The organism is Paenibacillus sp. PSB04 (assembly GCF_025809195.1).
Taxonomy (GTDB): domain Bacteria; phylum Bacillota; class Bacilli; order Paenibacillales; family Paenibacillaceae; genus Paenibacillus_AQ; species Paenibacillus_AQ favisporus.
Genome location: NZ_CP081301.1, coordinates 2,457,658 through 2,470,180, shown reverse-complemented (window position 1 = coordinate 2,470,180; position 12,523 = coordinate 2,457,658). Strand labels below are relative to the sequence as shown.

General features: G+C 44.3%; 12 protein-coding genes and 1 pseudogene. 4 read left to right on the top strand and 9 right to left on the bottom strand.

Annotation, left to right across the window (positions count from 1 at the left end):
• Positions 1-42 precede the first annotated feature (42 nt).
• The 3 genes from K2F33_RS11570 to K2F33_RS11560 are packed head-to-tail and all read right to left on the bottom strand — an operon-like array spanning position 43 to position 3,562.
• Positions 43-1,677: an extracellular solute-binding protein gene (locus K2F33_RS11570; protein WP_263881730.1), complete on the bottom strand. Its 1,635-nt coding sequence runs from the start codon at positions 1,675-1,677 to the stop codon at positions 43-45.
• Positions 1,678-1,706: 29 nt separating this feature from the next.
• Positions 1,707-2,618 carry a carbohydrate ABC transporter permease gene (locus tag K2F33_RS11565; protein ID WP_076176628.1) on the bottom strand — a complete coding sequence of 304 codons (912 nt, stop codon included), beginning with the start codon at positions 2,616-2,618 and terminating at the stop codon, positions 1,707-1,709.
• Positions 2,619-2,629: 11 nt separating this feature from the next.
• Positions 2,630-3,562 (bottom strand): ABC transporter permease, encoded by a 933-nt coding sequence (locus K2F33_RS11560; protein WP_076176627.1) that lies wholly within the window; start codon positions 3,560-3,562, stop codon positions 2,630-2,632.
• 938 nt (positions 3,563-4,500) lie between these two features.
• On the opposite strand from K2F33_RS11560, the gene K2F33_RS11555 reads away from it, so the two are divergent.
• Positions 4,501-5,109: a hypothetical protein gene (locus tag K2F33_RS11555; protein WP_212970968.1), complete on the top strand. Its 609-nt coding sequence runs from the start codon at positions 4,501-4,503 to the stop codon at positions 5,107-5,109.
• An 85-nt stretch (positions 5,110-5,194) separates the two neighbouring features.
• Entirely contained in the window at positions 5,195-5,824 is a 630-nt protein-coding gene (locus K2F33_RS11550; RefSeq protein ID WP_212970967.1) for a hypothetical protein, read from the top strand.
• 265 nt (positions 5,825-6,089) lie between these two features.
• Here the strand turns inward: K2F33_RS11550 and K2F33_RS33705 are convergent, their stop codons facing one another.
• The 3 genes from K2F33_RS33705 to K2F33_RS11540 form a co-directional block, all read right to left on the bottom strand.
• Entirely contained in the window at positions 6,090-6,236 is a 147-nt protein-coding gene (locus K2F33_RS33705) for a YolD-like family protein (RefSeq protein WP_373319056.1), read from the bottom strand.
• Positions 6,237-6,404: 168 nt separating this feature from the next.
• Positions 6,405-7,088 carry a hypothetical protein gene (locus tag K2F33_RS11545; protein WP_263881728.1) on the bottom strand — a complete coding sequence of 228 codons (684 nt, stop codon included), beginning with the start codon at positions 7,086-7,088 and terminating at the stop codon, positions 6,405-6,407.
• A gap of 29 nt (positions 7,089-7,117) precedes the next feature.
• Positions 7,118-8,197: an endonuclease NucS domain-containing protein gene (locus tag K2F33_RS11540; protein ID WP_212970965.1), complete on the bottom strand. Its 1,080-nt coding sequence runs from the start codon at positions 8,195-8,197 to the stop codon at positions 7,118-7,120.
• A gap of 162 nt (positions 8,198-8,359) precedes the next feature.
• Between K2F33_RS11540 and K2F33_RS11535 the strand changes: the two genes are divergently transcribed.
• A complete protein-coding gene (locus K2F33_RS11535) occupies positions 8,360-9,148 on the top strand; it encodes a hypothetical protein (protein WP_212970964.1) in 789 nt (262 codons plus the stop codon).
• Between the two features lie 429 nt (positions 9,149-9,577).
• Here K2F33_RS11535 and K2F33_RS33700 read toward each other — a convergent pair.
• Positions 9,578-9,739: pseudogene (locus K2F33_RS33700) on the bottom strand (helicase-related protein); the annotation flags it as partial.
• A gap of 110 nt (positions 9,740-9,849) precedes the next feature.
• Between K2F33_RS33700 and K2F33_RS11530 the strand changes: the two are divergent.
• Positions 9,850-9,984, top strand: a complete 135-nt coding sequence (locus K2F33_RS11530) for a putative holin-like toxin (protein WP_244867736.1) — start codon at positions 9,850-9,852, stop codon at positions 9,982-9,984.
• A 254-nt stretch (positions 9,985-10,238) separates the two neighbouring features.
• Here K2F33_RS11530 and K2F33_RS11525 read toward each other — a convergent pair whose 3' ends face one another.
• Both K2F33_RS11525 and K2F33_RS11520 read right to left on the bottom strand, forming a co-directional pair.
• Complete coding sequence (locus K2F33_RS11525) at positions 10,239-10,700, bottom strand: MEKHLA domain-containing protein (protein ID WP_263881727.1); 462 nt, start codon at positions 10,698-10,700, stop codon at positions 10,239-10,241.
• 900 nt (positions 10,701-11,600) lie between these two features.
• A complete protein-coding gene (locus K2F33_RS11520) occupies positions 11,601-12,521 on the bottom strand; it encodes a hypothetical protein (protein ID WP_212970961.1) in 921 nt (306 codons plus the stop codon).
• Positions 12,522-12,523: the final 2 nt, after the last annotated feature.

The following is a 12,523-nucleotide window of genomic DNA, read 5'->3' as shown; positions in this document are numbered from 1 at the left end:
TGGAGCCTGCCATTTTCCAAAGTCATACGGTTACAGTCAACGTTACTGGATGCTGTTGTATCTGTCGAGCAATTGCTGGTCGATCTCCAGCAGCTGGTCCAGCCCCAGCTTTTTCAGATCGGCCATATATTGATCCCAGTTGTCGAGCGATTTTTGCCCTAAAGCCAGCTTGGTCGCAAGCTCCGTGGAGTACGTGTTCAGGTTGGTCAAAATCTTCGTTTTCGCTTCCAGCTGCTGATCGTCGGGAATCGCCAAATAGTTGTCGTTCATATTGACGAAATACGGCTTGTATTTCAGAATATTGAGCTCGTTGTCGGCTTTGTATTTCGGTACGCCGGACAGCTCAAATTCGAGGTTGGCGAACTGAACCCGCGGGAACACCGTATCGCCGAACAGGCGGAGTCCGGGAACCTGGCCCGTTTTGGCCAGTTCTTCGTCCGAGGCGTTATTGATGAATACATTCGCGCCGCTCTCATCCTTTTTATAGGTTTGTCCTTCGATGCCCCAATACAGAAGCTCCGCATACTTATCCGAATAGATCGTGTCAAAATACTTGATCGCCGCTTCTACGTTTTTGCTGTCTTTCGTAATCGCGTATTTCTGCCACACCAGAAACGGCGGCTCAATTTGGGCTGCTGGGGCAATGCCGTCTACCGCTTGAAGCGGCATGAGAGGAAGGTATTCCCCGCCCCCCTTGATCGTCGGCTCCAGATACGTCTCCAGATTGTAATCTCCTGTGGAAGCAACCTGGTTTTCCGTCATCTTCTGCTGCTTCTGCTCTCCTGTCGCCCCGATCAGGCTGGTATCGAGCACCCCTTCCTTCACCAGCTGCTGCAGGTAGCGGAAGTAATCCTTGATGCCGTCCTGGTACCACGGGGATACGACCTTCTTGTTCTCCACATCCACGGAAGAAATGCTGGTCCCCAGCCCGAACCACTGCGCGATCGGTCCCGAGAAGGCACCCGGATCGTAGACGAGCACCTCATCCTTTTGCCCGTTGCCGTTGGCGTCCTTGTCGCGCATCGTCTTCAGCGTTTGCAAGTATTCCTCCGCACTTGTCGGAACCGGAAGGCTCAGCTTATCGAGCCAGTCCTTGCGGAGCAGCATCGTTAAGGAGACCGGAGCCGGATCGGTGCCTTGATACGTTTTTTTGTGCAGATCGCTGAACCAGTACATTTTCCCGTCCGACGTTGTCGTCGTCTTTTTCGCATACGGGAACTCCTGCTCATACATCTTCTTGATGTTGCCGTTGCTGTACTTCTCGATCAGCGGATTCAGGTCCAGCAGCACGCCCTGCTTCGCCAGATTGAGCACCGTCGTATTGTCCAGCGCCGAAATGTTGACGATATCCGGAAGATTGGAGCCGGACGCCATCCGCGTTTTGATGACGACATTGTACTGCTCGTTCGGAACGAGTTCGTAATCGAGCTGCAGGTTCGCATCGGTCAGCAGCTTGTCGACTTCCTTCCAGACCGGGTACTTCTCCCTGTCCTCGAATTTGATGAACTTGTTCGAACCGGTCGGCCCGAGAAGCCGCAGCTTGGCGGACTGCTGCCCGGCCGGGGCGTTGCTGTCAGCTTTCTCCGGTTTGCTGTCTCCGCCGCTGCAAGCGGTTACAGAAGTGATGAGAACAACGGCGACGATGGCGGACATGAACGGTTTTTTCCTTTTTTTCATACAACTCTTCCCCCTTCGGATGGCATAGCCTATTCCTTTAATGAACCCAGCAGCGCTCCCTTGATGAAATACTTCTGAAAGAACGGATATGTAAAAATGACGGGTAACGTCGTAAAGACGATGATGGCATATTTCAGCTGGATGTTTGAGAGCATGTTGGCGACTGCATTTTTTGCATCCTCCATCGACAGCATCTTTAAATCAACCGACTGCTGGACCACGACCCGGTACAGGTACATTTGCAGCGGATGCAGCTTCTCATTCGGCAAATACACGAGCGCGTCGAACCAGCTGTTCCAGATGCCGACCACCGAATAAATGGCGATGACCGCCAGGATCGGCTTGGATATCGGGATAATGACTCGGAACAACAGCTGCAGATGGGATGCGCCGTCGATAAAAGCCGACTCCTTCAGCCCGTCCGGAATGTTGGCAAAGAACGTTCGCACCAGGATGATATTCCAAATGCTGACCATCCCCGGAATGATGACCGCAAACATCGTGTCGTACAGTCCGAGCTTGTTCACCAGCAGGTAGGACGGAATGAGACCGCCTCCAAAATACATCGGGATCAGCAGGTACGACACGACCCATTTCCTGCCCATGAGATTACGAACGGTGAGCGGATAGGCGCCGAGCACGGCCGTCAGACAGTTTAAAATTGTCCCCGCACTCACATAGATCAGCGTATTGGAATAAGCCCACCACATTTTCGTATCGCTGACGATCAGCTTGTACGAATCGAGGAAAAATCCTTTCGGGTACCAGAACACATTCATGGCCGCGACTTCCGTCGGATTGCTGATGGACATAATGATCACGAAATAAAAAGGATACAGCGTGATTAAGCAAAGGGCGAGCGCCAGCGCGTACAACACGACGTCGACGACAACCGAGCCTTGCTTGATGGTGTTCGGATTTCTTTTGACCAAGGCGGCCATGGGACTCCCCCTTACCATAAGGCGTAATCGGAATATTTACGGCTGAGCGTATTGGCTGTGTACAGCAGCGTGAAATTGATAATCGAGATAAACAATCCCACGGCCGTTCCTGCGCTGAAATTGCCGCCCAGCAGACCGTCGCGGTACAAGTACGTGCCGATGACGTCAGCCGTCTCGTACACCATCGGGTTGTAGATGAGCAAAATAAATTCGCTGTTAGCCGACAGCAGATTGCCGATCGCAAAAATCAGCAGAATAAAAATCGTCGGCCGGATGGCCGGCAGCGTAATATGGAGCATTTGCTTGAAGCGGTTGGCCCCGTCCATCTTCGCGGCTTCGTACTGATGCGGGTCCACGGAGGACATGGCGGCCAAATATAAAATGCTGCTCCACCCAAACGACTTCCAGATGCTCGTAATCGTATAAATCGCCGGAAAATACCCCGGCTCCGTATTCAGCGCCACCGGCGTGCCGCCGAACAGCTTGACGATGGCGTTCACGATGCCGTCCGTATTGATAAAAGACAACACCATCCCCGCCACGACCACATTCGAAATAAAATGGGGCAGATAGCTTGCCGTCTGCACGTATTTTTTAAATACGCCGCTTTTGAGTTCATTGAGCAGCAGGGCAAACAGGATCGGCACCCAGAAGCCAAACACCAGAAAATAAAAGCTGAGCAAAAACGTGTTCCGCATCAATCGCCCGAAATACGGGCCGTTAAAAAAGTCGATGAAATGCTGAAAGCCGACCCAATCCGTTCCGTGCAGGGATAAAAACGGCTTGCCCGGGTAGTAATTCTGAAAAGCGATCAGAATCCCGTACATCGGAATGTAGCTGAAAATAAAAATGTGAACCAGAACGGGAAGCATTATTAAGTACAGCTGCAGATTGTCACGCACTCGAAAAGATTTTCGCTGATTCGGCTGACGAATGGCTCTCATGATCTTCCCCTTCCCTGATGATCTCGACGGAACTAGCAGGCCCGCTTCCGCATGGACTCATGATATGCCGAGCCCCGGATTTCAGGCAAGCAACATTTTTTGATGGGGTGCGCAATATTTTCGGGGGTGAGGGAAGATGGGTGGATGGTAAGGCAATGGGTGTTGAGGTGGGGTTTGCCAGGATGTAATGGGGTTTCAGGGAAGTGTAAAAATTGGATTACAAGTAAGGCGCATTTTTTGATTGGTTGCGCAATGTTTGAGGGGGGGGTGAAAGGATCGGCTGGGGTGCGTGAAAATGCATCGTCAGTGTGGGAAGCTTTGATGGAGTAGTGTTTAAAAAAGGACCCTGAAAAATAGGGTCCTCTAGCCGCCATTTGTATTTAGGTACATCTGTTGTCATTGATCCTTGGTTATAAATGAATCTCGTTTGATTCGATCATCTTTACCGCGTTATGTTATGTGATGTCATCAACTTCTTTTAGAAATCTTTCAAAGTACTTCTATTAGTAGAAACAAATCTTCTTTCTATAACTTCTTCCTAGTTGCTCTTATTTAAATTTTTACATATTTTTTTGAAAGCGCATAACTTTCCATCTTATTAATTGTTATTAAATATATAAGTGGAGATCCCTAACCGGTCCTGATTTATATGAAGGGAAGCATTTGCAGAAGTAAGTAGCATAAGAATATCCGAATGTGTCCCCCAAAGAGGGGAAATATACAACAACAATTGTTCTACAGTTCAGTCGTTGTCGCTGCGGGGAGAGAAAAAAACGCAGACGTATGCCAACATTTTTTACTGATGTGAAAGCCCGCTTTGTGGACGCAATTCTCCTGTAACACACGAGCAATTTATACCAATTATTTACTAGGTATATATATACATATAAAATATATTGTGTTAACATTAACAAGAAAAGTAAAAAGGGGGAATTATTTTGAAATTAAAAACAAAGCATTTCGCTCAACTTGTTTTAGCTTTGGGATTAGCGTTCTCAGTAGCTCCCTTGTATTCGGTAGCTTCTGTATCAGCTGAGAGTATTACAGACGCAGGCTCTGATTCTGTTAATACACCTTTGTTGGATTCACCTTCTGTATCAGCTGAGAGTAATACAGAAGAAGGCTCTGATATTATTTTCAAACCTATGTTTGATGGATATCTCTATTCAAAATCTTCTGAAACATTAAGCAAAAATCAAGAATTTAGTTACATTGCAACTAATAGTGTTCAAAATACGACCGATTCGGTATCTCGTTCAGTAACCCATAGTCATTCTAACTCAACAACCTTGGGGGGATCAGCAGAGTTTAATGGACTTATGGCCAAAGCTACCTATAAGGCAGATACTTCATTTGGAAATAGTTATTCGGAAACAGTTACCGTTACTTGGAGCATACCATATGGAAAATATGAGTGCGTCGCTGGAATGGAACTGGACAAAGTAACAGGAACCAGGGATTACTATATCAGTGGTAGTCTAATATATAAGGAACCCATGACAGTAAATTATACAGTTAGACCTTATAGCGACAAGAAACCTGTGTAATTGTTTTCTTGTAGAAAGTTAATTAAAATAAGTCTAGCTCGATGATATATCAAGCTAGACTTATTTTGTTTATTCTAGGAGGCGAATGATGAAGTCATTACAAGTATTCTTGCTATGTTTTTGTTTGCTAATATCTGCCGTCGGTTGTCAAAATAAAGAGAATGTACAACAACCATCTAAGGACACAAAAAATAGCCAAGAGAATAGTCAAGAGAATAATCAAGAGACCACTTCAAAAAATGAGAATGTTAAGCCAGAACGACCGACTTACGAAAGTATGTTTGTGCCACCCAATTTCTTAGTAACGAATTTTGATGTCTCTTATAAAGAGCAAAAAATAACATTTATCATGAATTATGAATTTGATGAGAGTTTATATAACGAATTAAAAAAGAATAATGCTAGATATTCATTCATAATTGATTACCCTGATGAAATATCCGATATCATTGACAAAGATAACTCTGACGTTATTAAAACCCCTGAAATAGATAATGCAGGTTCTGGGACCTTAAATTATCAAGTTAAGTATAACTACGAAGTAACAAAAAAATTAACAGAAGAACAAGTAAATAAAATAGTTAACAGCATGTCTTATGGATTGCTAATCTTGAATTCAGAGGGTAAAATATTTTCTATTTTTAACGATGTCAGATATCTTAAAGATTACAAAAAGGGAACTTCTCAAAGTACCATACTTCCTCCTGTGAAGTGAAAACCGCCAAACAATAAATATAAAGATCAGCTGCACGTCAGCCGAGAACATGTACTACTAACCGGTTTCAAAATCGCTAGGAAATGTTCGCAACATTGAGCAAATCTAATCGAGGAAAAAAAAGGACCTTCGGTAAATCCGGAAGTCCTATTTTATGTACTGGGTGCGATGATATCGCCGAAATTAACCCATTCCCAATGGTAATGGTCAATAGATAAGTTAATTTCTTTTCGGAACGTATTAATGATAGTCACAAATCCGGAAACTACCATGTACTATACGAATCAAATACACTTAGGTTTACTTTGGTATGGTTGTTGAATGAATCCTGAAGTACCTGTCCGATCAGCTGCCACTCCTGCTCATCAATGACCGGCTTTGCGAGATGATAGAGATCTTTATGATGAACCAGAATTGCTTATGTTGTAGCAGCATCATGCGTGAACTGTCAAACAGTCCGTTATCGGTTAGCTTCTCTCATGGTTCGTCCCCTCCTCAATACGTGATCCAGTAATCAACTCCGCGGCTTATGCTAGGGCTTTTAGTAGGGGCAGTCCCTCTCTCCAACGCCTTTTTCAGTTCAGAGAATCTTCTGAATTTCCTTCATCAGATAGGTGTAAGACATGGCTCTTGGAAAATAGGCGTTAGGGTGATGATAGCGAATCAGAAAGGTCTGCGCTTCTTCCCACCAAATGTATTCCAGTCCGCCGGAAGTTTGCTTCCGTTCGTATGTCCAAGATCCTGTATTTCTTAATACCTTTTGGACGCCATGAAAAATCACATCTCCACAGCATAAGACCATATGCGGATTCAGGATCCGGATTTGTTGAAGGAGGAGCAGCCCGGTCGACTGGATATGATGTTCAATATCCGTATGTACCGCCTGCGAACCACCAGCGATCTTCTTCACGTTGGCAAAATAAACCTGTCGTAAAAACTGATCCGCCTCTTCCTTGATATTCGCATAACGATTTTCAACTTCGAGGAATTCAGGATACCCATGCAGAATCCCATACGTCCACCGAATAAGCGTCGGCCAAGTGCTACTTTCCTTGAGATAACCCTTCTCTCTAACAAACTGCTGCAAATTCCACCCAGCATCAGAAGAGTTTACCTCTTTCAGTAATACCATCAGTTTGGGTCGAAAACCGGACCACGCTTCCTCGTCCACATGACCGTCTGGGATAAAAAACCCCTCTACACACGCTTCGTGCATCTTCCACTGTTGAAATAGTTCGTCGAGCTGGCTGTTGATGTCCATCATTCATACTTCCCTCTATGTTTTCAAATCTATCATTCTTCTTCAAGTTGAAAATGTTCCGCTAGACGTTCAATCGTAAACTGGTTTCTCAACTTACATGCAGAATTCTGGTTCGCAAACATACCCTTCTCCCAGACGGCCTCCTGCTTAGTAACCGTCTTGATCCATTCCACGCGTACAACGTACTCGCACAGATCTGGATCATCGACGTCCTTATCCATTTTGACATGTAAGTCCGTTTCCAGCAGCGGCACGTTCTCGCCATCGATCTCGACCTGAAAATCCTTGATCGGCACGACTTCATCTGTAACGATACCGACGCCCACGTATCCCACTTTAGGAATACACACAAAAACTCTGGCGCCTGGCTTCAGGAGGTTCAACGTATTGCTGTACCACTTCCCTTGCCCTGCCGATATAAAGCCATATCTTCTACAATCTTCCCAATTCCGGTGAATGCCATCTCCTAAGGAAACATAATAATCTTTGCCGTTCCATGGGGCTTTTCCCGTTTTCCGAGTGGTCACGCTGGAAGACTTAGCCTCCACTTTGTGGGGATCAATGAGCCAATTTCTGGCCAGATATTCGTTATCCCCGTCTTTAAAATAATGAAAAAAGAGTGCATTTACCGGCACGCCAAAGCTTGTGAGGTAGTCGATGATTCTTTCCGTTGCCGGATCCAGCTCAGCAGAAACGATAATCAATTGATGAGATTCGTTTAAGGCTTCCGGAAAGTCAGTCTCAAAATGATCCACAAAATCCTGCTCCAACTGCCTACCTGGATTTTTCTCGCTATAGATTTCGATGATTTTCGTGTAAGTTAACTGTTGAACCCACGAAGCATAATCCAACGTTTGGGCCACAACTTCCCGTGGGGTTTTGTTACGCTTGAGCTCGATCACGACCAGATTTCCTTCGGAGTTCATGGCTAGGATATCAATGAATTTGCCAAACCCTGTGAGGATCTGTCTCCCTATTAGCATTAAGGACGGATCAATAATGCTAATATCATGAGTAATGACATCCTCAAGTTTACGCTCGGTCTCTATACTGGAAAAATGAACTCTTTCAACCGCTCCGTTAATTTTCCAAACTCCTAGTTCGATGGGCATGAGAATGCTCCTTTCGTTTTTAATAATAGATAAAATTAGATAGAATATTTTTCATGTAACACTACACTAAGTACGATTTTTTACATATAATAGGAGTTGCTGACTCAATAAACTTTTGGGCAATTATACCTATTATATTACCAGAGAGGAAAAATCTAAAGAATGAAAAAGGTGGCATTATTAATTGCATTGATTAGCACCGTACTATTATCGTCATCTTGTAATATCTCACCAGACCAATCAAATACATCCCAACCACTACATACTACAGATAAACAAGAAGGAGTGAAGGTAAGTAACGATGATGCGGCCAATTCGCCTGACAAAGAGACCGATATGGCTGCGTCACGAAACGATCAGCAAGAGATTGAAACGTCGGATAGTGAATCACAAACAGAGAATACTTCCATGGATATTTCCGCCACTGACTCATTAATCCGATCTCCTGAAGGAAAAAATTTATCTCAAGTAGAATGGACTCCCGGTGCGCCCGATGTATCTTTGCCAATGAAATTTGGTAAAACGAAAGCGGAATTAGTAATTGGTCGGGATCACCCCAATGGAACTAAAGCCATTGTTTACTTCCCTTCATCTTCGGTAGGTTGGTCTCTTGATATGTCTGGTGCTGATAACTCTGAGGCATTCGAAGATTACGGTGATTTGCAGGAGGGTTACAAAATGCAGGCTGCTCTCCATGACTTTGACCAAGATGGTATTAATGAGTTAATTGTTGCTGCCGGTAACTCTCTGATTGATGAATGCATTTGGGTGTATTCCTTTACTACCGTTGGAGACTTAAGGAAGATTAATCCTATAAACCAAGAGCTTTCAATTACTGGGCAGGCTTATATAGTACTAGATGGTAAGGAACTCATGGCACCATATGGATCACAAGGGCTATTCGACTCTTATAAGTATGTGGATAAGCAGTTTATGCAGCCAGTATATTGAAGTTACTTTACTTTCAACGTTGACATCAAGCTTTATTTGGACATGGCACACACTGAATAAATGCCGCTTCCTCAATGAATGAAGAAGCGGCATTACTAGAACTTGTAGGATTTTCTCACTAAGCTTTCCTTATTTTTTCTTTTCTTCCCCTCCTCTATTATTCGCATCACTGAACTCCTGGTAAATCCTATGAATATCCCAATCCTTTGGAACGACGTCGTTCCAACACTTACAGCGTACTGCTATTTTATAGCCCTCTTACCTCGAAAGATCAGATTAACCTGTCACGTTAAAGTTCGGTTCTGGTGGAGGGGTATGATTAAGAGTTAGAGGAATAGTAGATTGTTCGTATTGTTAGCCGTTCAAAAAATCTTCTGAACTTCATTTATTGGATAACTTCTTAATAGAAAAGAAAAAATCATCCCGGGCCGTCAGGGATTCCGTCGTCCGCACGAAAAGCAGCGTATCAACAGTCGGGATATCCACGCCCTCGTTGAACAAATCCACGGTCAAAATCAACTCCAACTCCCGCGCCTCAAGCCACTGAATGGCCTCCGTGCGCGACATCTCCTTGGTGTGGGAATGAAGACTATTCGCACATAGAAAAAGGACTCTCGCAATGAGTCCTTTATGGTATAGTCTGGATTGTACAGCACAATTTGTGGTGGGTACACACAAGCCTCCAGAGGGAGGTGATGTGTATGAACCTCTCTTTTTCCGATATGATCGTGTTTGCAGCGTTCATCGTTGCTTTGTTGACGTATATCGACAGAAAAAAAAGTAACCCGCCACAGGTTGACGGCCTGACGGGTTACTTCTTGTTCAGTTACACCTGAGGAGGTAATCCCACCACAAATGCTGTATTGGGGAGCAGTTGGCCGCTGCTCCTTATTTATTGTTATCTTAGCATATGGAGAAATATACCTCAAGCTACTTCTGCATCTTAGCCTCAAGATCAGCCTTTTGCTTGGCTTCTCCCAAAATCATGCGAAGTCTTTACGTATAATTATCCGTTTCTCCCAACCATGATTTCGAGATGGGCGCTAGTTAAAAACCATGTCTGTTCGTATCCTTGGATCAAACCGTATCCTTAAACGTAACGATACTCTCGGAATGCAGCGGCCTGCCCGTGAATCTTTCCGGTTTCGTCCGTCAAATTCCATACGGTTGCCTCCAAGATATGAAACCTCCGGCCTGTGCTGGATACGCGGATTCCCGTGTAGTTATCGATATAGCCTTGTTCACCTACCGTTCTTAGAAAAACCGACCGCGCCTCCCGTTCCATCGGTTCCGCGGTAAGTCTTGACGGCGTGCTTGTGAACTTGTCCCAATCCATTGCCCATAGCTCCAGCGCCGCCCGATTGCCGAAGTTCAGGACCGGGTCGGTCTCTGTTCCGTGGGAAAGCACCACACAGGGTGCGTTAAATAATTGTTCGAACGGGTGGCTGTCTGAGGCCGGCTCACTCAGAAGCGATTGTCCGGTCAATCTTTGATAGCTCTCCATGATCAATCTTGCATGCTCGTTAGTGGCTCCTATTCCACTGTAATGCATAACTGAAATCCCCCTTTGTCCTTCTCATGTTCATATTATACGTATGTATATCTCTTTACAAAGAAGAGCCCGAAACGCCGTCGATATTAATCGATGTTCCGGTTACATACGACGCTGCTTCGGATGCGAGGGATACGATGACTTTCGCCGCCCCGTCTGTGTTTCCGATCCCGCGAGCGGAATGTCATGTCCGGCTCCAGCGCGTATTGCTCCCATGTCAGATCCGGTTTGTCCCGTTTCCACCAGTCCTCCAGCTGCCCGCTTCGGATCAAACCTTTTGGACGCCATGGAAAATTACATCTCCACAGCATAAGACCATATGTGAATCCAGGATCCCGATTTGTTGAAGGAGGAGCGGCCCGGTCGACTGGATATGACGTTCAATATCCGTATGTACCGCCTGCGAACCACCCGCAATCTTCTTCACGTTGGCAAAATAAACCTGTCGTAAGAACTGATTCGCCTCTTCCTTGATATTCGTATACCTATTTTTCAACATCGAGTAATTCAGGATACCCATGCTGAATCCCATACATACACCGAATGAGCGTCGGCCAAGTACTGCTTTCCTTGAGATAGCCCTCCTCTCTAACAAACTGCTGCAGATTCCATCCAGCATCAGAAGAGTTTACTTCTTTCAGTAATACCATCAGTTTGAGTCGAGAACCGGACCACGCTTTCCGTCCATATGACCGTCTGGGATAAAAATCCCCTCTGCACACGTTTCGTGCATCTTCCACTGTTGGAACAGTTCATCGAGTTGGCTGATGATGTTCATCATTCATACTTCCCTTTATGTTTTCGAATCTATCATTCTTCGAGTTGAAATTGTTCCGTAAGACGTTCAATGGTAATTGGTAAAGTTATGTCCTTTAACCTTGGTTATAATCATACATAAAGTTAGTCATTTCCATAATCTGGTTCATAGTAATCCATAGGGTCAAAATGAATATCATAATAATCTTTTGGTTCATGCTCTTCTTCTATAGTAAACTGGTCACCAAACCCGGCAGCATGTAAAAGTGAATGTCCATCAATATGTAACTTGCATGATTGACACTGTAATGATGTAGGCAAGATAATTGATTTTTCAATGATGTATTCGTCGCTTGCTTTTGGTTGTAAATAACGTACAACATCCCCTTTAATAACTGCTCGTGATCCACAACTTGGACAATCAGTTAGCTTTACAGAAGAGTACACATGCCTTTCTGCCCACTTAATTCCCACTTCAATGTTTTTTTCTTGTTCCCCTAAACTAAGAAGTTCAAATTGTTCTTTTGCTTTTTTAATAATATTGAATACTTCTTTTTGTTTCTTATCGTTAATAGCTTGAATAACTTGACTAGCAGTGTCTGCCTCTTCTTCTCCAAGTAACTCATCTAGACTTTTTCCTTGAAAAGTAACTAACATATTTGTAATTCGAATAAATTCCGGGAACCAAGAATTCAAAGGAAAATTAAAAAAGGATAACTCTCCCGAATGAAGTTCTTCATTTCTTTTTTCCATCATCATTGTAACATGCTTAAACTCATCTTCAGTAAATTCAGGAACAATAACTGAACACCTGTTAAATACCGTTTTAACTGGTACTGATTTTGGAGCCTTTGTTGTCGAAAATCCGCAAGCGTAAAGAATATTATCTCCGGATTGTGGATCCGCAAGTAAACTAGGATGAATAAATGCTAGAGTAGATCGACCTAATAACTCTAATCCAAGAGATGCCCAAAAAGGGAATGCTTCACTTTCACGTTCATTTTCAAAAGCCCTAGAGTAATAAAGTTGTGTCTTCTTCCATAAATCCTCATGATTCCAAATCAATG

Bases quoted from the DNA above. Each gene is read 5' to 3' on its own strand.
- K2F33_RS11545 (WP_263881728.1), bottom strand. From the start codon at position 7,088: ATGATGGACATCAACAGCCAGCTCGACGAACTATTTCAACAGTGGAAG.
- K2F33_RS11565 (WP_076176628.1), bottom strand. From the start codon at position 2,618: ATGGCCGCCTTGGTCAAAAGAAATCCGAACACCATCAAGCAAGGCTCG.
- K2F33_RS11540 (WP_212970965.1), bottom strand. From the start codon at position 8,197: ATGCCCATCGAACTAGGAGTTTGGAAAATTAACGGAGCGGTTGAAAGA.
- K2F33_RS11570 (WP_263881730.1), bottom strand. From the start codon at position 1,677: ATGAAAAAAAGGAAAAAACCGTTCATGTCCGCCATCGTCGCCGTTGTT.
- K2F33_RS11560 (WP_076176627.1), bottom strand. From the start codon at position 3,562: ATGAGAGCCATTCGTCAGCCGAATCAGCGAAAATCTTTTCGAGTGCGT.
- K2F33_RS11535 (WP_212970964.1), top strand. From the start codon at position 8,360: ATGAAAAAGGTGGCATTATTAATTGCATTGATTAGCACCGTACTATTA.
- K2F33_RS11530 (WP_244867736.1), top strand. From the start codon at position 9,850: ATGAACCTCTCTTTTTCCGATATGATCGTGTTTGCAGCGTTCATCGTT.
- K2F33_RS11550 (WP_212970967.1), top strand. From the start codon at position 5,195: ATGATGAAGTCATTACAAGTATTCTTGCTATGTTTTTGTTTGCTAATA.
- K2F33_RS11525 (WP_263881727.1), bottom strand. From the start codon at position 10,700: ATGCATTACAGTGGAATAGGAGCCACTAACGAGCATGCAAGATTGATC.